The organism is Bradyrhizobium sp. LTSP857, assembly GCF_000938285.1.
Classification (GTDB): domain Bacteria; phylum Pseudomonadota; class Alphaproteobacteria; order Rhizobiales; family Xanthobacteraceae; genus Bradyrhizobium.
On the sequence record NZ_JYMS01000032.1, the window covers coordinates 157,525 to 176,165 of the forward strand.

At 64.4% G+C, this 18,641-nt stretch carries 19 protein-coding genes; 3 read left to right on the top strand and 16 right to left on the bottom strand.

From position 1 onward, the window contains the following. Positions 1 to 32: 32 nt before the first annotated feature. On the bottom strand, positions 33 to 656 hold the full coding sequence (locus UP06_RS21570) for a GNAT family N-acetyltransferase (RefSeq protein ID WP_045005564.1): 624 nt from the start codon (positions 654 to 656) through the stop codon (positions 33 to 35). Between the two features lie 82 nt (positions 657 to 738). Further along, positions 739 to 942 (bottom strand): DUF1127 domain-containing protein, encoded by a 204-nt coding sequence (locus tag UP06_RS21575; RefSeq protein WP_045005565.1) that lies wholly within the window; start codon positions 940 to 942, stop codon positions 739 to 741. A gap of 110 nt (positions 943 to 1,052) precedes the next feature. Here UP06_RS21575 and UP06_RS21580 point away from each other — a divergent pair, with 110 nt between their 5' ends. Beyond that, positions 1,053 to 1,952: a transcriptional regulator GcvA gene (locus UP06_RS21580; RefSeq protein WP_045005567.1), complete on the top strand. Its 900-nt coding sequence runs from the start codon at positions 1,053 to 1,055 to the stop codon at positions 1,950 to 1,952. Between the two features lie 143 nt (positions 1,953 to 2,095). Next, positions 2,096 to 3,427 carry an MFS transporter gene (locus UP06_RS21585; protein WP_045005569.1) on the top strand — a complete coding sequence of 444 codons (1,332 nt, stop codon included), beginning with the start codon at positions 2,096 to 2,098 and terminating at the stop codon, positions 3,425 to 3,427. A 119-nt stretch (positions 3,428 to 3,546) separates the two neighbouring features. Here the strand turns inward: UP06_RS21585 and UP06_RS21590 are convergent, their stop codons facing one another. From UP06_RS21590 to UP06_RS21600, 3 genes are read right to left on the bottom strand one after another with little or no spacing between them, the layout of a single operon-like run. Continuing rightward, on the bottom strand, positions 3,547 to 3,960 hold the full coding sequence (locus UP06_RS21590; protein WP_045005570.1) for a Rieske (2Fe-2S) protein: 414 nt from the start codon (positions 3,958 to 3,960) through the stop codon (positions 3,547 to 3,549). Continuing rightward, entirely contained in the window at positions 3,960 to 5,069 is a 1,110-nt protein-coding gene (locus UP06_RS21595) for an amidohydrolase family protein (RefSeq protein ID WP_045005571.1), read from the bottom strand. Before UP06_RS21595 ends, UP06_RS21590 begins: the two co-directional genes overlap by 1 nt. A gap of 24 nt (positions 5,070 to 5,093) precedes the next feature. Then, a complete protein-coding gene (locus UP06_RS21600; protein ID WP_045005572.1) occupies positions 5,094 to 6,152 on the bottom strand; it encodes an amidohydrolase family protein in 1,059 nt (352 codons plus the stop codon). 169 nt (positions 6,153 to 6,321) lie between these two features. On the opposite strand from UP06_RS21600, the gene UP06_RS21605 reads away from it, so the two are divergent. Continuing rightward, a complete protein-coding gene (locus UP06_RS21605; protein WP_045005573.1) occupies positions 6,322 to 6,804 on the top strand; it encodes a CinA family protein in 483 nt (160 codons plus the stop codon). A 164-nt stretch (positions 6,805 to 6,968) separates the two neighbouring features. Here the strand turns inward: UP06_RS21605 and UP06_RS21610 are convergent, their stop codons facing one another. From UP06_RS21610 to UP06_RS21660, 11 genes are all read right to left on the bottom strand, one after another. Further along, positions 6,969 to 7,244, bottom strand: coding sequence for a DUF1488 family protein (locus UP06_RS21610; RefSeq protein WP_045005575.1), 276 nt, complete (start codon positions 7,242 to 7,244; stop codon positions 6,969 to 6,971). Positions 7,245 to 7,323: 79 nt separating this feature from the next. After that, complete coding sequence (locus tag UP06_RS21615; RefSeq protein WP_045005577.1) at positions 7,324 to 8,793, bottom strand: AMP nucleosidase; 1,470 nt, start codon at positions 8,791 to 8,793, stop codon at positions 7,324 to 7,326. Positions 8,794 to 9,007: 214 nt separating this feature from the next. Then, a complete protein-coding gene (locus UP06_RS21620; protein WP_045005578.1) occupies positions 9,008 to 10,342 on the bottom strand; it encodes an HlyD family type I secretion periplasmic adaptor subunit in 1,335 nt (444 codons plus the stop codon). Continuing rightward, positions 10,339 to 12,087 (bottom strand): type I secretion system permease/ATPase, encoded by a 1,749-nt coding sequence (locus UP06_RS21625; RefSeq protein ID WP_045005580.1) that lies wholly within the window; start codon positions 12,085 to 12,087, stop codon positions 10,339 to 10,341. The genes UP06_RS21620 and UP06_RS21625 overlap by 4 nt, the downstream gene beginning before the upstream one ends. A 265-nt stretch (positions 12,088 to 12,352) precedes the next feature. Next, entirely contained in the window at positions 12,353 to 12,622 is a 270-nt protein-coding gene (locus tag UP06_RS21630) for a GlsB/YeaQ/YmgE family stress response membrane protein (RefSeq protein ID WP_045005582.1), read from the bottom strand. A gap of 216 nt (positions 12,623 to 12,838) precedes the next feature. Further along, positions 12,839 to 13,813: an ABC transporter ATP-binding protein gene (locus UP06_RS21635; protein ID WP_045005584.1), complete on the bottom strand. Its 975-nt coding sequence runs from the start codon at positions 13,811 to 13,813 to the stop codon at positions 12,839 to 12,841. Beyond that, positions 13,810 to 15,225 (bottom strand): amidase, encoded by a 1,416-nt coding sequence (locus UP06_RS21640; RefSeq protein WP_045005585.1) that lies wholly within the window; start codon positions 15,223 to 15,225, stop codon positions 13,810 to 13,812. The genes UP06_RS21635 and UP06_RS21640 overlap by 4 nt, the downstream gene beginning before the upstream one ends. Then, complete coding sequence (locus UP06_RS21645; protein ID WP_045005586.1) at positions 15,222 to 15,419, bottom strand: hypothetical protein; 198 nt, start codon at positions 15,417 to 15,419, stop codon at positions 15,222 to 15,224. Before UP06_RS21645 ends, UP06_RS21640 begins: the two co-directional genes overlap by 4 nt. Further along, complete coding sequence (locus UP06_RS21650; protein WP_045005587.1) at positions 15,416 to 16,477, bottom strand: ABC transporter ATP-binding protein; 1,062 nt, start codon at positions 16,475 to 16,477, stop codon at positions 15,416 to 15,418. The genes UP06_RS21645 and UP06_RS21650 overlap by 4 nt, the downstream gene beginning before the upstream one ends. 2 nt (positions 16,478 to 16,479) lie before the next feature. Continuing rightward, the gene (locus UP06_RS21655; protein WP_045005588.1) at positions 16,480 to 17,385 is read right to left on the bottom strand and encodes an ABC transporter permease; all 906 of its coding nucleotides are present in this window, start codon (positions 17,383 to 17,385) and stop codon (positions 16,480 to 16,482) included. Between the two features lie 162 nt (positions 17,386 to 17,547). Then, entirely contained in the window at positions 17,548 to 18,501 is a 954-nt protein-coding gene (locus UP06_RS21660; RefSeq protein WP_045005589.1) for an ABC transporter permease, read from the bottom strand. Between the last annotated feature and the right edge of the window lie 140 nt (positions 18,502 to 18,641).

The window sequence follows — 18,641 nt, forward strand, 5'->3', positions numbered from 1 at the left end:
TCTGAATCAACAGAGCCGGGCTTGGAGTGGTGTCAGGCCGAGGCTGAGGGGCTTACGGCCTGACGGGAAAGAGCGGCGAGGCGCCAGCTGGCGCAGGGAATGTCCTTCGGCGCGACATTGATCTCCTTGTCGAAGCGCACCAGCTTCCAGTCGTCCGGATGGTTGACGAAGGCGAAGCCGGATTTGCGCGCGAGCGAGATCATGGCCTGGTTGGAGCGCAGCGTGTCGCCGAACATGTGCTCCGCTCGAAGCGCGGCTGCGCGGCATTCCAAATTCTTCAGCAGGGCGGTGGCGATGCCGTGGCTTTGCCAGCGGTCATCGACCGAGAGACCGAACTCGAGCGTCGCACTCTGCTCGTGGAGCGCATAACGGGCCTCAGCAACGATCGTGTCAAAACCGTCGACCGTCATGGTCGCGACGACCGTGAAACGTTGGCGCTCGCCGACCTGGAGGAAGTCGTGCAGCAGCCCCTTCGGCAATTCGTTGATGGCGCCGAAGAAGCGGTTGTAACGGGAGCGGGTCGTGAGCGAACGGAAATAATGCTGCAGCTCGTCGGTGTCGCGCGGCTCGACGAAGCGGACGTCGAGCGCCTCACCTTGCCGGGTGCGCAGCGTGTCCGAATATTGCTTCAGATCTTCCAGGCGAAGAATGCTCATGACACGTGCCTTCAGAAATTTCCCTCGCGAAAAAGGGACCGCAGGCGCCCCTGTGATCAGGCGGCGCCGGCCTGGCGGCCAATCAGGCCCGCCAGAAGGGTTTGTCGGCCTCAAAGGCCACGTCGGTCCAGGACAGGCCGACGTCGTGGAGATCGCGGGCGGTCCAGTGGGTCAGCTCGCGACGGGTCCGGTAGCGCTCGTGCCAGACATGGATCGTTTCGCCGATCTGGTAGATCAGGCCGGGCGCATGATGATTTGTCATCGAATTATCGGTGTAAGTAGACATTTTAAGCTCCTCGAGCTAACTTGGATGCTAATATCTGCCCGCGCGCGCGTTTCGACAAACGACAATTTGTACCCCTTCGCATGAAATAAGCTCATGCATCCTGCTGCCAAATGACTGCCAGATTGCCTTCCCTGAACGGATTGCGGGCGTTCGAGGCCGCCGCGCGCCATCTCAGCTTCACGCTGGCGGCCGCCGAGCTCAACGTGACGCAGACCGCGATCAGCCATCAGATCCGCAGGCTCGAGGAGGAGCTCGGCATCCGCCTGTTCATCCGGCAGAACCGCGCATTGGCGCTGACGCCTGAGGCGCGCGACTACCTGCCGGGCGTCCGCGCCGCCTTCAACGATCTGAGGCTCGCCACCGACCGGCTGCTGCGCAAGGACGACGACAAGGTGCTGACCATCTCGACGCTGGCCTCACTCGCCGCGAAGTGGCTGCTGCCGCGACTGACCGATTTCCAGGAGGCGCATCCCGGCATCGATGTCCGCATCACCACCTCGACCAGCCTCGTCGACTTCCAGCGCGACAATGTCGATGCGGCGATCCGCTACGGCCGTGGCCAGTGGCCGGGCCTGCGCGCCGACTGGCTGATGGCGGACGAGCTGTTTCCGGTGTGCAGCCCTTCGCTGCTGCGCGGCGACAGGCCTCTACGCCAGCCGGAGGATCTGAGGGGCTATCCACTGCTGCACACGTCCAACGCCAACAGCGACGATTGGCGGCTGTGGCTGACGGCGGCAGGCCTGCCCGCCGACATTGCCAAGCAGCCCGGCATCACCTTCGACATGATCTTCATGACCATCCAGGCCGCGATCGACGGCATCGGCGTGGCGATGGGACGGACGTCCTATGTCCAGGACGACATCGCCAAGGGCCGGCTCGTGGTTCCCTTCAAGATCGCGCTGCCGGCCGATGCGGGCTTCTACCTGGTCTCGCCGGAGGGGCGCCGCGAGGCGCCGAAGCTCGCCGCCTTCCGCGAGTGGATGATCGCTGCAACGCAGAATAAAGCCTGAAAAATCATCAGCTTCCGTCGCAAAATAAGTTGACTCGCAACGCCTCGCGCGAGAGGGGTAGTCAGATTGTCACAGCAACAATCTGTCGCCTTGCCGTGAAGATGAGTTCCGGTCCGGCCGCGTCAAAAAAGGGGAGAAACGTCATGGCTGGGCCAACAGCATCAACCAATCCGCCCGAGATCAAGTCGCGCATCGGCGCGATCCTGCGCGCAACCAGCGGCAATTTCCTCGAGCAGTTCGACTTCTTCCTGTTCGGCTTCTATGCCGCCGCCATCGGCAAGGCGTTCTTCCCCTCGACCAATGAAACCGCATCGCTGCTCAACACCTTCGGCGTATTCTGGCTCGGCGCGCTGATGCGCCCCGTCGGCGCCATCGTGCTCGGCGCTTACATTGACCGTATCGGCCGCCGAAAGGGCCTGATCGTGACGCTGGCCATCATGGCCGCCGGCACTGTCGTCATCGCATTCTGCCCGACCTACGCGAGCATCGGCATCGCGGCACCGATCATCGTGCTGCTCGGTCGCCTGCTGCAGGGCTTCTCCGCAGGCGTCGAGCTCGGCGGCGTCTCGGTCTATCTTGCGGAAATCTCCACACCCGGCAATCGCGGCTTCTACACCTCGTTCCAGTCGTCGAGCCAGCAGGTTGCGATCTTCGTGGCGTCGATCCTCGGCTTCCTCCTGTCCGAGGTGATGCCGGCCGACACCGTCGCCGCCTGGGGCTGGCGCATTCCGTTCTTCGTGGGCTGCTTGATCATCCCCTTGATCTTCATGCTGCGGCGGACGCTCGAAGAGACACCGGCCTTCCTCGCCATGAAGAAGCATCCGACCGCGAACGAGGTGTTCGCCTCCGCGCTCGCCAACTGGCGCATCGTCATCCTCGGCATGATGATCGCGATCCTGACCACGACGACGTTCTACTTCGTCACCGTCTACACGCCGACCTTCGGCAAGACCGTGCTGAAGCTGTCGACGCAGGACGCCCTGCTTGTCACGCTGCTGGTCGCGGTCAGCAATTTCATCTGGAATCCGGTCGGCGGCGCGCTGTCCGACCGCATCGGCCGCAAGCCGGTGCTGCTCGCCATCGCCGGCCTGGCGTTCGTCACCGCCTATCCGGCGTTGTCCTGGCTGGTGGCGGCGCCGACCTTCGGCAAGCTGCTCGCGGTCGAGATGATGTTCTCGTTCTATTTCGGCATGTACAGCGGCACCATGCTCGGTGCACTCGTCGAGATCGTGCCGGCGCATGTCCGCACCACCTGCTTCTCGCTCGCCTTTGCGCTCGCTGCTGCGCTGTTCGGCACCTTCACGCCGTTCGCCTCGACCTTGCTGATCGAGCACACCGGCGACAAGGCCTCGCCCGGTTTGTGGCTGATGCTCGCAGCCTTCCTCGGCATCATCGCGACATCGATCGTTTATCGCGGCGGCCGCCAGGCGGTGACGACGTATAATGCGGTCGGCGAACCGGCCGCAAGCCACTAGATGCTGGTCATTCCGGGGCGCCCGAAGGGCGAGCCCGGAATCCATTTCTCCCAGCATTCCTGTCGCACAATGGATTCCGGGCTCGATGCTTCGCATCGCCCCGGAATGACGGTGGGGACTTACAGCTCAACCACCACATAATCGCTCTCGACCCGCACCGGGATCGTCTCCGCGACATACGGCCCCTTCACCACGCTCGCGCCCGGCTCGACATGGGCCGCATACGCTTTCACGCGGAAGCGGCGGGGGTCGCAGTAGGATTGGCCGGTGCGGATGTCGAATTCCCAGCCGTGCCAGGGACAGCGGATGATCTCGCCGAGCTTGGTGTATTCGATCTCGCCGGGGTCGCTCGATTGCGCAAGCCCGATCAGCGGGCCCTCGCACAGCGCCGCGCCCTGATGCGGGCAGCGGTTCATCAGACCGAAATACTCGCCCTTGATGTTGAAGACCGCGATCGGCCGTCCCTCGATCTCCAGAAATTTTCGCGTGCCCGGCGGCAGCTCATCGACCGCCGCAATCACATGCCGCGCCATCAACTCATCCCGTAAAGCTTCTTGGCATTGCCCAGATAGAACGCCTCGCGATTAGCCTCGCTGACGCCTGCGGGCAGCACGCGCGACGGCTCGTCATAGTCCCAATGCGGATAGTCGGTCGCGAACAGCAGGCGGTCCCAGCCGATCCACTTGATGACGTCGAACAGGTCCTCGCGCCGCTCCGGATCCTCCATCGGCTGCGTCGTCCACCACACCTGCTCGCGGATATATTCCGACGGCGGCCGTTTGACATGCGGCACCTCGCTGCGCAGGCGCTGCCAGACCTTGTCGAGCCGCCAGGCCAGCGACGGCGCCCAGCCGAAGCCCGCCTCGATCATCACCATCTTCAATTTCGGAAAGCGCTCGAACACGCCTTCCAGAACAATACTGGCCAGTGCCGATTGCTGGCACTGCGAATGTCCCACCATCTCCTCGATGTAATAGCTCGGCCAGCCCGACGGCGTGATCGGGTTGCCGCCGAAGCCGAAGGCGTGGACGCCGACCGGCAAACCGGCTTCTTCCGCGGCCTGATAGATCGGCCAGTAGCGGCGTTGGCCGAGCGGCTCGACATTGCGGCTGAGCAGCAGTACCTGGACGAAATTCTTGTCGCCGGCGCGCTCGCGGATTTCGGCGGCAGCCGACAATCCGTCTTCATTGCCGACGACAATGGACGCCTTCAGCCGCTTGTCCTTGCTGGTCCATTTGTCGATCTGCCAGTCGTTGATCGCCGAGCACAGCGCGGCCGAGAGTTCGTGGTTGCGGATGCCCTGCCCGGAGTTGAGCGGATTGAGCACCCCTAACTGCACGTTGTTGGGATCGAGCAGCTGCTTCTGCATGAACGACAGCGAGGAGCCCTGCGGCCCGCCTTCCGGCGGATAGGCATCGCGGCGCGAGGCATTGGGCTGGGCCTTCGGATAGGGCGGCCCTTCCATCATGCCCTGATAGGCATGGACGCCGTAGACTTCGAGATGATGCTGCCAGCGTTTGGCCAGATAAGGGTAGAGCTCGGTACGGCTGGCGCGCGCCGGATGGATGTCGCAGTCCGCGATCGCGGTTTTGACGGTCAGGGGGGAAGCGGCTTCGGTGCCTTCGCGGAACTGGATATTCATCGCCTTGCCTCCTTTGGCAGCGGGCTAAGTCAGGCGGGGATAGGTGGCGAGCGGATTGTCGATCATGATCTTGCGCACGAGATCGGGGGTGAGACCTGCGGGCAGCGCGTCCTGGCCATCGAACTGCCAGTGCGGGTAGTCCGTGGAGAATAGGACCAATTCATCCGACTGCATATGATCAAACAGGCGAATTAATGTCGCTTCGTCCGGCGGCGCGTCAAATGGCTGTAACGAGAAGCGGATGTTGCTTCGCACAATTTCCAACGGCGCGCGATCGACCCAGGGCGTCTCCATCCGCACCCCGCGCCAGAATTTGTGCAGACGCCAGAGATAAGGGGAGATCCAGGAGATGCCGGATTCCAGCATCACCATCTTCAGCCGCGGATATTTGGCGAACACGCCCTCGACGATCAGGCTGGTGAGCTGGGTCTGGAACGCCTGGGCCTGACCGACATAATCCTCGATGTGGTAGGAACCCCAGCCCACCGCGGTCGGCGGATTGTGATAGGCGGAACCGGCGTGGATGCCGATCGGCAGTTCCAGCCGTTCCGCCGCCTCGTAGATCGGCCACAGCGCGCGCTTGCCCAGTGGCGTGTCGCCCATCACCAGCATCAGCACCTGCACGAAGCGCTTGTCCTGCGCGCAGCGCTCGATCTCGGCAACGGCCTTCTCGACGCTTTGCGTGGGGATCACGATCGAGCCGCGCAGCCGCGGATCGCGATCGAGCCATTCCTTCGCGAGCCACGCGTTCAGCGCACCGCAGAACGCGGCTTGCAGATCCTCGGAAAACACCATCTGCACACCATAAAGCGGATTGCAGATGGCATGCGTGAGCTGAAAGGGATCAAGCACATGGCGCTGCATGTCGTCGAGGCTTTCGCCGGGTTTGCCGGTTTCTGGACGCCAGTCCGGCCGCGCCACGATCGGTGAGTTCTTCGGATAGGATTGCGAGACGAGATCGACCATGCCGCGCGTCGTCACCTGGTCGCGCCAGTAGTCGTTGAGATACGGCAGCAGGTTGGTCAGATGCGGCACGGCCGGATGCACGTCGCAATCCACCCCGCCGGCGATCAGGGACGCCATGACGTCTCCCTTTTGCGTTTCCTCTTGACGTTACTTTTGCGCAGCGCTTCGCCGCGCCGTCTTGCGTCCTGCCATTCAAGCAGGCCTGCCCGCCGCCTGCAACTCGGCCAATCGCGCTGTCATATGCTAGGAAGGCGCAGCTCGGTTGCGATGGAGTGAGGTACAGGACATGAAAGAGCTCGTCGGCATTGCGGAACAGGTCGCGGCGAAACTGATCGCGCGCAAACAGACCATCGCGGTCGCGGAATCCTCGACCGGCGGCCTGATCTCGGCCAGCCTGCTCGCAGTGCCCGGTGCGTCGGCCTATTTCCTCGGCGGCGCCGTGGTCTACACCCGCGATGCCAGGCGCGTGCTGATGGATATTTCGGATGACGGCATGAAAGGCTTTCGCTCGTCCTCGGAGCCTTATGCGCAACTCCTGGCCGAGCAGATGCGCGGCCGCTTCAATAGCGACTGGGGGCTTTCGGAAACAGGTGCCACCGGCCCCACCGGCAACCGCTACGGCGATGCGGCCGGCCACAGCTGCATGGCGGTCTCGGGGCCCGCGGCGGAGGTGATCACACTGGAGACGGGCAGCAACGACCGGTTTGCGAACATGCAGGTGTTTGCGGCGACGGCGCTGAAGTTGCTGTTGAGGAAGTTGGAGGGGTGAGCTGCTGTGCTGTGAGTGAGGGCAGTATCGCCACAAACACCGCTGTCATGCCACGCGAAGGCGGGGCATCCAGTACGCCGCAGCCTATCGATTCAATCACGACTGTCTCGGAGTACTGGATCGCCCGGCCAAGCCGGGCGAAGACAGCGGAGAACGGAGCGACACTACCGCCCCAAATGCCGCATGAAGATCCGCACCACGTAGCCCTTGAAGCGCGGTGCCTCGTCATAGATATCCGACGCGATACGCTCGACGGTCTCGCGCAGCGACACGAACTGCGCCTGGCGGGCGCTGCTTTCGGTACCCTGCATGCCCGCGAGCTCGTCCAACGCCGCGTCGCTGATCTGGCAGTCCACGACCTCGCCATCGTTCATCATGGTGAAGCGAAAGGCCAGCCGCTCAAGGTCATGGCCGATGATCCTGTCGCGCGTCAGCGGCATCAAATCGTCCCGGTCGAGCCCCCGAACGAGACAATGCTAAAAATCTTTCCGCCTGTCAGCAGCAAACAGAGACTTCGCCCTACTGAAACGCGACTTCGGCGAAGCTGCGAAGCTTTCGCGAATGCAACCGCTCCGATTCCTGCTGCTTGAGCCGCTCCAGCGCCTTCAGGCCGATCTCGAGATGCTGGCCGACGCGGCGGCGGTAGAATTCGCTGGCCATGCCCGCCAGCTTGATCTCGCCATGCAGCGGCTTGTCGGAGACGCACAGCAGCGTGCCGTAGGGGACGCGGAAGCGGTAGCCGTTGGCGGCGATCGCAGCCGATTCCATGTCGAGCGCCACCGCACGCGATTGCGACAGGCGACGAATGACCTCGGGACCGCTGATCTCCCAATTGCGGTTGTCGACGCTGGCAACGGTGCCCGTGCGCATCAGGCGCTTGAGCTCAAAACCTTCCAGGCCCGTGACGTCTTCGACCGCCTCTTCGAGCGCGACCTGCATCTCGGCCAGCGCCGGGATCGGCACCCATAGCGGCAGCTCGCGATCGAGCACGTGGTCCTCGCGCACATAGCCATGGGCGAGCACGTAGTCGCCGAGCCGCTGCGTGTTGCGCAAGCCGGCGCAATGCCCGAGCATCAGCCAGGCGTGCGGCCGCAGCACCGCGACGTGATCGGTGACGTTGCGCGCGTTGGACGGGCCGGTGCCGATGTTGATCAGGGTAATGCCGCGATAGCCGGGCGCGACCAGATGAAAGGCCGGCATCTGCGGCGCGCGCACGGGTGCTGTACCCGTCGTTGCGCCGCCATTGCGCATGATGACGTTTCCGGGCGCGACAAAGGCGTCGAGGCCCGCCTCGCCGGACCGAAGGCGCTGCTCGCAAAGCTGGGCGAATGCATCGACATAGAACTGGTAGTTGGTGAAAATGACAAAGTTCTGGAAATGCTCGGGGTCGGTGCCGGTGTAGTGGTAGAGCCGGCGCAGCGAGTAGTCGACGCGGGCGGCGCGAAACAGCGACAGCGGCTCGGGCGTGCCCGGCTGAAGCTCGAACGTGCCGTCGGCGATCGCATCGTCCATGGTGGCGAGATCGGGCACGTCGAACGCATCGCGCAGCGACCGTGTCACGGGCGAGTTCTCGCTGGTGGTGATGGCGGCTTCAATGTTGATATCGCGGCGATAGGCGAAGTGAACGGGGATCGGCTCACTGGATTCACCAATTTCGACCGGCACGCCGTGATTCTGGATCAGCAATCCGATCTGCTCGGTGAGATAGCTGCGGAACAAATCCGGCCTGGTCACGCTGGTTTCGTGCACACCGGGCCGGGCCACGAAGCCATAGGCGAGACGCGAGTCGAGCCGCGCATGCGTCACGGTGGTGACCCGGACGAAGGGATAATAGGCTCTCGCGCGCGTCGTGACGGCCTCGCCGTTGACATAGGCCTCGAACCGGTCGCGCAGGAATTTTGTGTTGCGCTCATAGATCTCTTCGAGGCGGGCGACGGCCGCGGCCGGGTCGATGAAGGCTTCGGTGGCGATGGAGGGTGGGGTCTGCATTGTTCGACGCCGGGTTGCTGGGGCCTGAGTCGAACTATAGCAAGAACGAGAAAGCGTAGGGTGGGCAAAGCGAAGCGTGCCCACCATCTTCATTGCCGAACGAAAAATGGTGGGCACGGCGCTTTGCGCCTTTGCCCACCCTACGAGATCGAGTCTGCCGCTCGAGATCCCGGATGCGCGCCAAGCGCGCTCCGGGATGCTGCGCCTTCGCGCGTCACTTCTCCCGGAAGGCCCGCATGAACTGGTCGTGCAGCGGCTTCATCAAGTAGGAGAACATCGTGCGGTCGCCGGTCTGGACGAAGGCTTCCGCCGGCATGCCGGGGATCAGCCTGGAGTCGCCGAGCTTGGCGACCTCCTCCGCGGACATCGACACGCGGATGGTGTAATAGCTCTGCCCGGTGCGCTGATCGGTGGTGACGTCGGGCGAGACGCGGGTGACGACGCCGTTGAGCTCGGGCGTGGTACGCTGATTGAAGGCGGAGAGGCGCAGCAGCGTCTTCTGGCCGATCTGGAGCTTGTCGATATCGACCGGATTGACCTTGGCCTCGACCTGGAGATCGTCGGCCTGCGGCACGATCAACATCAGGGCGTCGCCCGCGGTGACGACGCCGCCCACCGTGTGCACGGTCGATTGCAGCACCATGCCGTCCTGCGGCGCGCGGATGTCGACGCGGCGGAGCTGATCCTCGGCCGCGACCTTGCGCTCGATCGACTCGCCGATCTTGTCATTGGTCTCGCGCAAATCCTTCGAGACCTCGCTCACCATGTCCTTGTCGACCTGGATGATCTGGAGCTCGGTCTCGGTGATCTTGCCCTTGGCCTGCGCCCGCGAGGCGATGTACTGCGCACGCTCGCCGTTGAGGCGCGCGCTGTCGCGTTCGAGCGTGGTCAGACGTGAGATCTGCACCAGGTGCTTGTCATAGAGATCGCGGACACCGATGAGCTCCTGCTGCACCAGCGAGATCTCCTTGTCCTTGGCCTTCTCCTGCGCGGAGAGACCCTCGATCTCCTCGTTGAGCTGCTGGATGCGCTCGCGGAGCTGCGCCTTCTGCCCCGCACGGCCGTTGACGCGAACGTCGAACAGCTTTGTTTCGGCGGAGAGCAGCACCTTGACGTCGGGATCGTTGCCACGATCGAGCAGCGCCTGCGGAAACTCGAGCTTGTCGAGCCCGCGCTGCTCGGCCTGAAGCCGCGCCGCTCGCGCCTGCCCCGCGTCGAGATTCTTGGTGACGATGGCGAGATTGGCCTTGGTGACGGTGTCGTCGAGCCGCACCACGATGTCGCCGGCCTTGACCAGGTCGCCGTCATGGGCACGCACCTCGCCGACCACGCCGCCGGTCGGATGCTGCACCTTCTTGACGTTGGATTCGACCACGATCTGGCCGGGCGCGATCAGCGCGCCGGAAATCTGCACCATCGACGCCCAACCGCCGAGGCCCACGGCCAGAACCAGCACGATCGAGACCCCGAGGATCAGGTGAAACCGGATCGACTCCCGCACGGTTCTCTTCGCGCCGGGCTTTGCGCCGCCAATCGTCATCGTGCTCATGATTTGGCCACTCCGCCTTCACTGACGATCTTGATCGGCGCCGGCGGCGCGACGCGGGACTGGAGCACCTGGGCGAGCACCTGCTCCTTCGGCCCGAAGGCCTGCATACGGCCGTCGCGCAGCACCAGGATCTGGTCGACCGCCTCGACGCCGATCGGCCGGTGCGCCACCACGATGACGATGGCACCGCGCTCGCGCGCGGCACGGATGGCGCGGGTCAGCGCTTCGTCGCCTTCGGTGTCGAGATTGGAATTGGGCTCGTCGAGCACGATCAGGAACGGATTGCCGTAAAGCGCGCGCGCCAGCGCCACACGCTGCGCCTGGCCTGCGGAGAGCGAAGTGCCCTGCTCGCCCACTTGCGTGTTGTAGCCCTCGCGCATCTTGATGATCATCTCGTGCACGCCGGCTTCTTTCGCCGCGCCGATGATGCCGTCAGACGTGGCCTCGGGATCGAAGCGGCTGATGTTCTGCGCGATGGTGCCGCCGAACAGTTCGACGTCCTGCGGCAGATAGCCGATATGGCGGCCGAGCATGTCGGACGCCCACTGGTCGAGCGCCGCGCCGTCGAGCCGCACCTTGCCGCGCGCCGGTTGCCAGACGCCGACCAGCGCCCGGATCAGCGACGATTTGCCGGAGCCGCTCGGCCCGATCACGCCGAGGCCGTGGCCGGCTTCGAGCGCAAAAGTGATGTCCTGCACGATGAGACGCTGGTCGCCCGGCGGCACCATGGCGACGCCTTCGACCGAGAGGCGGCTGGTGGGCGCCTGCAACTGGGTCGGCATCGTTTGCGCCGGCATCTGTTCCAGAAGACGGCTGAGGCGGTGCCAGCTCTGGCGTGCGGTGACGAAGGATTTCCAATGCGCGATCGCGAGATCGACCGGCGCCAGCGCGCGGGCGGAGAGTATCGAGCCTGCGATGATGATGCCGGCGGTCGCCTCCTGGTGGATGACGAGATAGGCGCCGACCGCGAGCACCGCCGATTGCAGCATCATGCGCAACACTTTGGCGACCGCGCCGAGACCGCCGGCGACGTCGCTCGCACGCTGATTGCCGGCGAGATATTTTTCGTTGGCCTCGCTCCAGCGCTGGTTCAACCGGCCGGCCATGCCCATCGACACCAGCACTTCCGCGTTGCGGCGGCTGGACTGGGCGAGATCGTTGCGCTGGGCGGCAAGGCCCATCGCCTCTTTCGCCGGCTGGCGGGACAGGAACTCGGTGACCAGCGTCAGCCCGACCAGGATGATGGCGCCGACCAGTGCGGTGAGGCCGATCATGACATGGAAGGCGAAACAGATGGCGAGATAGAGCGGCAGCCAGGGCAGGTCGAAGAACGCGCTCGGCCCCATGCCGCCGAGGAAGGAGCGGACATTGTCGAGGTCGCGCAGCGGCTGAAGTCCCTCGTTGCGGCTGCCGACCAGCAGCGGCAGGCGCACGATGGTGTCGAACACACGCTTGTTGAGGGCTTCGTCGAGCGCGGTGCCGATCCGTCCCAGGATGCGGCTGCGGATCATGTCGAGCACGCCCTGCGCCATATAGAGGCCGCCGGCGAGGACGATCAGGCCGACGAGGGTCGGGATGCTGCGGCTCGGCAGCACCCGGTCGTAGACCTCAAGCATGAAGATCGACCCGGTCAGATAGAGTAGGTTGATCATGCAGCTCATGAAGCCGAGGCCGATCAACGCCGTGCGGCAGGCACGCAGCGCATCACCGAGCTCTGAACGGCGGAGGCCGGGAACGGCTGCCATCAGTCTGATCTCTTTCGGGCGAGGGGCAGAAACCCCTGATTTCAAAGGTACATTGAGGGGTACTTGCCCCGGATTAATATCGCGTTCTCTCCCGCGTGCGGCGCAATCGAATTAATCCAGGACCTTGATTACGTCACATCTACCGCGGATGGCCTGATGCGCAAGTCCGGTATTTCACAGTCTTCGCGGCTTTTTATAGCAGACAAATACGCCCCTCCCCAGCCTGGGGAGAGGCGCAAAGTTCCGCTTCGCTGAACCGAGAAGCCTAGAACCGGCCGCCGCCGCGCACCAGCCGCACCACCAGCAGCAGGATGACCGCGCCGATGGCGGAATAAATGATCTCCGATACCAGCCCGGTACCGATATGAATGCCGAGCTTGGGGAACAGGAACGTCGCGACAAACGCACCGGCAATGCCGATCACGATGTCGCCGATGATGCCGAAGCCTGCGCCCCGCACGATCTTGCCGGCCAGCCAGCCGGCCACGAGGCCGACGAACAGGATGACGAGCAGGCCTTCATTCGAAATGTACATAAGTCAGATCCCTCTCCGTGAACGGCCGCATGGAACCGGAATCGGGATGAATGGGGTCTGAATGCTGTTCCCCGCTCTCCCGGAGGCCTCCGCGCGCAGGCAAAAATGTCGAAAACAACCCCATGCACAGTAGAACAGCTCTTCACCGAGTACGCCCGGTGAATCGTGACAACTCGGTGCTGGCGCAGGGGATTTTCGAGATCAGGCGCGGCCGGCCTACGACGCGACCACGGCGTCCGCCAGCACACACCTTGCCGCCCGGCCCGGCCCCACCTCCACATTCGGCGGCAGCTGCTCGACGCAGCGGGGCTGCGCCACCGAACAACGTGGGGCGAAGGAGCAGTTATGCGGCCTCTCGGCCAGCGACGGCGGCGTGCCGGGGATGGTCTCGAGCCTTGCCCCCCGCTTGGCGCCATGGATGGTGGAGGCGAGCAGGCCCTTGGCGTAGGGATGCACCGGCGAACGGACGATGTCGCGAAGCGTCCCCTGCTCCACGATCTGGCCGGCATACATCACCGCGACGCGGTCGCAAATCTCGATGGCGACGCCGATGTCGTGGGTGACGAAGATGACGGACATGCCGAACTCGCGCTGTAGCTCGCGCAAGAGCAACAATATCTGGATCTGCACGGTGGCATCGAGCGCCGTGGTCGGCTCGTCCGCGAGCAAGATCTTCGGCCGGCAGGCCAGCGCCAGCGCGATCATGGCGCGCTGACGCATGCCGCCGGACATTTCGTGCGGATAGGCATCCAAGCGGCGCTTTGCGGACGGGATGCGCACGACCTCGAGCATCTCCAAGGCTCTCGCACGGCCTTCCGCGTAACTCTTGCCCTCGTGGCGCACCACGCTCTCGGCGATCTGCGCGCCGATGGTGTAGACCGGATCGAGCGCCAGCGCGGGCTCCTGAAAAATCATCGACACGGTCTGGCCGCGGAACGACGACAGCTCCTCGTCGTTCATGGCCAGCACATCGCGCCCCATGACGTTGACGGTGCCTGCGATCTGCGTGCGCTTCTTCGGCAACAGCCGCATCAACGCGCGCAAGGTCACGCTCTTGCCCGAACCGGACTCGCCGAGCAGGCCCAGCACCTCGCCATCGCCGAGCGTGAGACTGAGATCGTTCACGGCATAGACCGTGCGCTCGCCGGTGAAGCGGATGTTAAGGCCTGAGATGTCGACGAGCTTTGTCATGACGGCAGCTTGGGCACCCGGTCGTGGTAATCGGTGACGCGCTGGAAGGCGGCGCCGATGGTGAGCAAGGTCGCTTCATCGAAGGAGCGGCCGATCAGCTGCATGCCGATCGGCAGGCTGCTTTTGGTGAAGCCGGACGGCACGGTCAGCGACGGCAGGCCCAGGAAGTTCACCGGGCGGGTGAACAGCGTCAGCCGCTGCAACAGCGCCGGCGCGTTCGGCCCGCCGCCGACATCGCTTTCCTCAATCGTGGGCGCCGGCACCGGAGATGCCGGTGCGATCACCGCATCGACGCCGGCGGTGGCCGCATTGTGCGCGGCGAGCGCGGGCCCGCGCCAGCGCATCGCCTCCAGATAGGTGATGGCGGGAACGGCGAGCCCGTTCTGAAGCCGCATCAACACCTGCGAGCCATAATCCTGGGGACGCTCGATCATCCAGCGCTTGTGGAATGCGGCCGCTTCGGCCGCGAGCACAAGTTGGCTCGCGGAGGACAATTGCCGCTGATCGGGCAGCTCGACCGTGACAATATCGGCGCCTTCGCGCTTGAGCACGGCGATGGTCTCGTCGAGCACGCGCGCGACTTCGCTGTCGAGATCGTCGACATAGAAGGACGCAGGCACGCCAATCTTCAAGCCCTTGAGCGAGCCCTTGGTCGCGGCGACATAGTCCGACAGCGGCTCGTGGCTCGCGGTCGAATCTTCGGGATCGGGACCGGCCATCAACGCCAGAAGCAGCGCGCAATCCTCGGCGGTGCGGGCGAGCGGGCCGACGGTGTCGAGCGATTGCGACAGCGGCATCGCGCCGGCACGGCTGACGCGGCCCCAGGTGGTCTTGAGCCCCGTGACGCCGCAGAAATGCGCGGGCATCCGGATCGAGCCGCCGGTGTCGGAGCCGAGCGCGGCATAGGTCAGGCGCGCGGCGACCGACGAGCCCGACCCCGACGACGAGCCGCCGGTGATATGCGCGACGTTCCAGGGATTGCGCACCGGACCGTAATGGGCGTTGTGGCCGGTCGGGCCATAGGCGAATTCGGCGAGATGCAGCGTGCCGAGGCGGACCTGGCCGGCGTCCTTCAGCCGCTGCAAGGCGGTGGAGGTGGTGGTCGGCACGAAATCGCGGCGGATCAGCGAACCGCAGGTCGCTACGCGACCCGCATCGTAATACATGTCCTTGTGCGCGAGCGGCACGCCATGCAGCGGACCGCGGACGTTGCCTTTGGCGAGCTCGGCGTCGGCGGCATCTGCCGCCTTCAGCGCGGCCTCCGATTCGATCGACATGAAGGCGTTGAGGTGCGGCTGCCACTGCGCGATGCGGTGCAGCAGCGCGCGAGTCGCCTCATGCGAGGACACTTGCTTCATCGCGATCGCACGCGCAACCTCGGTGAGCGTCATCAATGCAGGCTCGGTGCTCATTTCGACACCTTGGTGGTCTGTGCGAGCACGTAGAGCGCGGGCTCGAGATCGAACGGCAGCGTGCCGGCGATGGCCGCAAAGCCTTCGAAGGCGGGTCCGATGGAATTGGAGATGCGCGTCGCAATCTCATCGTCGACGGGAATGCCGGCGACTTGCGCTGTCGCCTTGATCTCTTTGGTCGTGGGTCTCGTCATGCGATGTCCTCTCGGGGCGCACGGCTATGGCCTGAACCAGGGATTGCCATGTAGCACGCGGCCTCGTGGCCCATTCTATCGACGGCGGTGAGCTTTGGTGCAGCATTTGCGCAGAGCGGCTCCGCAAACGCGCAACGGGTGTGGAAGCGACAGCCCGGGGGCGGATCGATCGGATTGGGCGGATCGCCGGTGATCGGCGGTTTTTCGGTGCGGCGGTCCGGGTCAGAGGACGGCATCGCGGCCAGTAGCGCGCGCGTATAGGGATGCGCCGGCTTGTCCCAGACCTGGTCGACCGGGCCGAGCTCGACGACCTCGCCGAGATACATCACCAGCACACGATCGCTGATGTAGCGGACGACGTTGAGGTCGTGGCTGATGAAGAGATAGGTCAAGCCGAACTCGCGCTTGAGATCGGCAAGCAGATTGAGCACCTGCGCCTCGACCGATTTGTCGAGCGCGGAGACGGCCTCATCGAGGATCACCAGCCGCGGCGACAGCGCCAGCGCGCGTGCGATGTTGACGCGTTGGCGCTGGCCGCCGGAGATCTCATGCGGATAGCGATTTGCGAAGTTTGCAGGGAGCAAGCCGACCTTGCCGAGCAGCTCGCGCGCCAGTGCGCGCGCCGCACCATCGGCCATGCCATGGACTTTTGGGCCGAATGCGATCGATTCCTCGATGGTCAGGCGCGGATTAAGCGAGGCGTAAGAGTCCTGAAACACCATCTGCATGCCGCGGCGCAGTTCGCGCAGCGACAAAGCCTGCCCGACGGCCATGCCGTCATAGATGATGTCGCCGGTATCGCGCGGCATCAGATGCATCAGCAGCCGCGCAGTGGTCGACTTGCCGCAGCCGGATTCGCCGACGATGCCGACGGTCTCGCCCTTGGCGATGGAGAAGGAGACATTGTCGACGGCGCGCACGGTGCGTTTGGCGGCGAACAGTCCTCCGCGCACGGGGAAATGCTTGGTGAGTCCGTTGACCTGGAGCAGCGGCTGCGCGACGCCGCCGACGTCTTCGACCGGCTCCAGCATGGCGATGGAAGTATTGCTCTCGCTCATGGCTAGTTCCTGATGTCCATGGCGCTGCGCAGGCCGTCCGAGAGAAGGTTGAAGCAGATCGAGACCGCGAAGATCATCGCGCCGGGGAGAGCTGCGACCCAGGGATTGACGTAGATCGCGGTGCGCAAGGTGTTCAGCATCAGCCCCCATTCCGGCTCCGGCGGCTTGGTGCCGAGGCCGAGGAAGGAGAGGCCGGCGGCCAAAATCATCGAGACCGAGATCAGGCTGGTGGCATAGACGAAGATCGAGCCCAGCACATTGCCGAGGATGTGCACGCGCATGATGGTGAAGGGCCCGGCGCCGGAAGCGCGCGCGGCCTCGACGAAATCCATGTTGCGCACGCCGGTGGTGACGCTTTCGGCGACGCGGGTGATCTGCGGCACGAACACGACGGTCAGCGACACGATGGAGTTGAGGATGCCGGCGCCCAGCGCGCCGGAGATCGCAATCGCAAGCAGCACGGAGGGAAAGGCGTAGAACACGTCGATCGTGCGCATGATCGCTGTGTTGAGCTTGCCGCCGACATAGCCCGCGACGAGACCGAGCGAGGTGCCGATGCCGAAAGCCAGGACCACGGGCAGAATGCCGATAACGAGCGACAGCCGCCCGCCATAGATCAACCGCGCCAGCATGTCACGGCCGAGTTCGTCGGTGCCGAGCGGATAGCCTGATGTGCCGATGTGGCGCAGGCGGCGGATCATCGAGCCCTTGTAGGGGTCTTCGAGACCTAGCCACGGTGCGAGGATCGCGGAGAGGAAGATCAGCAGCAGCACCAGCGCACAGGCCATGCTGACCTTGTCGCGACGAATACGGCGGCCGACGGTCGCCCAATAGCCGCGCGCCTTGGTCGCGGGCGCGGCCTGGAGCGCGGCGTCGGTGGTGGTGGCGGACAACGGAAGCTCGCTCATTGCCGCAATTTCCAACGTCGTCCCGGCGAAGGCCGGGACCCATAACCACGAAAGGTCATTTGGCGAGGACTCGTGGTTGCCATCTCGTCCCACAACCGCTTACTGGGGTTATGGGTCCCGGCCTTCGCCGGGACGACACTGAATGTGTGGCACCTCATCCCGCTAGCCCCGCTTGATGCGCGGATCGATCGCGGCTTGCGCGATGTCGACCAGCAGATTGAGGAAGACGAAGAACAGCGCCAGCACCAAAATCGTGCCCTGCAACAGTGGCAAATCGCGCTGGAAAATCGCCGAATTGAGCAGGAAGCCGGAGCCCGGCCACGAGAATACGGTCTCGATCAGGATCGAGCCGCCGAGCATGTAACCGAGCTGGAGGCCCATCACCGCAAGCGCGGTGGGCGCGGCGTTCTTGATGATGTGGCGGAACACCCCTCGTTCGTGCAGACCCTTTGCACGCAGCGCTTCGACGAAATCCTGCGAGAGGATGTCACCAGTCAGCGCGCGCACGGTACGGGTGACGATGCCCATCGGGATCACCGAGGTCGTAATCGCCGGCAGAACGAGATATTTCAGATGCTCCCAGTCCCAGGCCCAGGCTGTGGAGCCGCCGGATCCGGCGCCGACCGCGGGCAGCCAGTTCAGCTCGACCGAGAAGATGATGACGAGCACCATGCCGAGCCAATAATGCGGCACCGAGACGCCGGCGATGGCAAAGGACGTCGCGACCTTGTCGATCCAGGTCTCGCGAAAGTAGCCGGCGATCAGGCCGAGCAGGATGCCCATCGTGAAGCCGATGATAGCCGCCGCAATCGCAAGCGTGACGGTGTTGCCGACCGCGCGCATGACTTCGGCGAGCACGGGGCGTCCCGTCGCGATGGAGTTGCCGAGATCGCCATGCAGCGCGCGCAGCAGCCACAGGCCGAACTGCACGGGCAACGGGCGGTCGAAACCGTAGGCTGTGCGCAACTGCGCCGCGAGCTCCTGCGAGGCATCGGCCGGCAGCACCGCAACCAGCGGATCGCCCGGCGTGATGTGCACGAGCAGAAAGCACACCAGCGCGACGCTGATGACGATCGGAATGACATAGACGATGCGTCTGGCGATATAGGCGAGCACGTCGGATTCTTTCTTCCCTTCTCCCCTTGTGGGAGAAGGTGGCGCGAAGCGCCGGATGAGGGGTTCTATCCGCGGATGAAATTGCTTCTATTGAGAGGTCCGCATCCGCGGAGAGAGACCCCTCACCCGGCTTCGCTTGC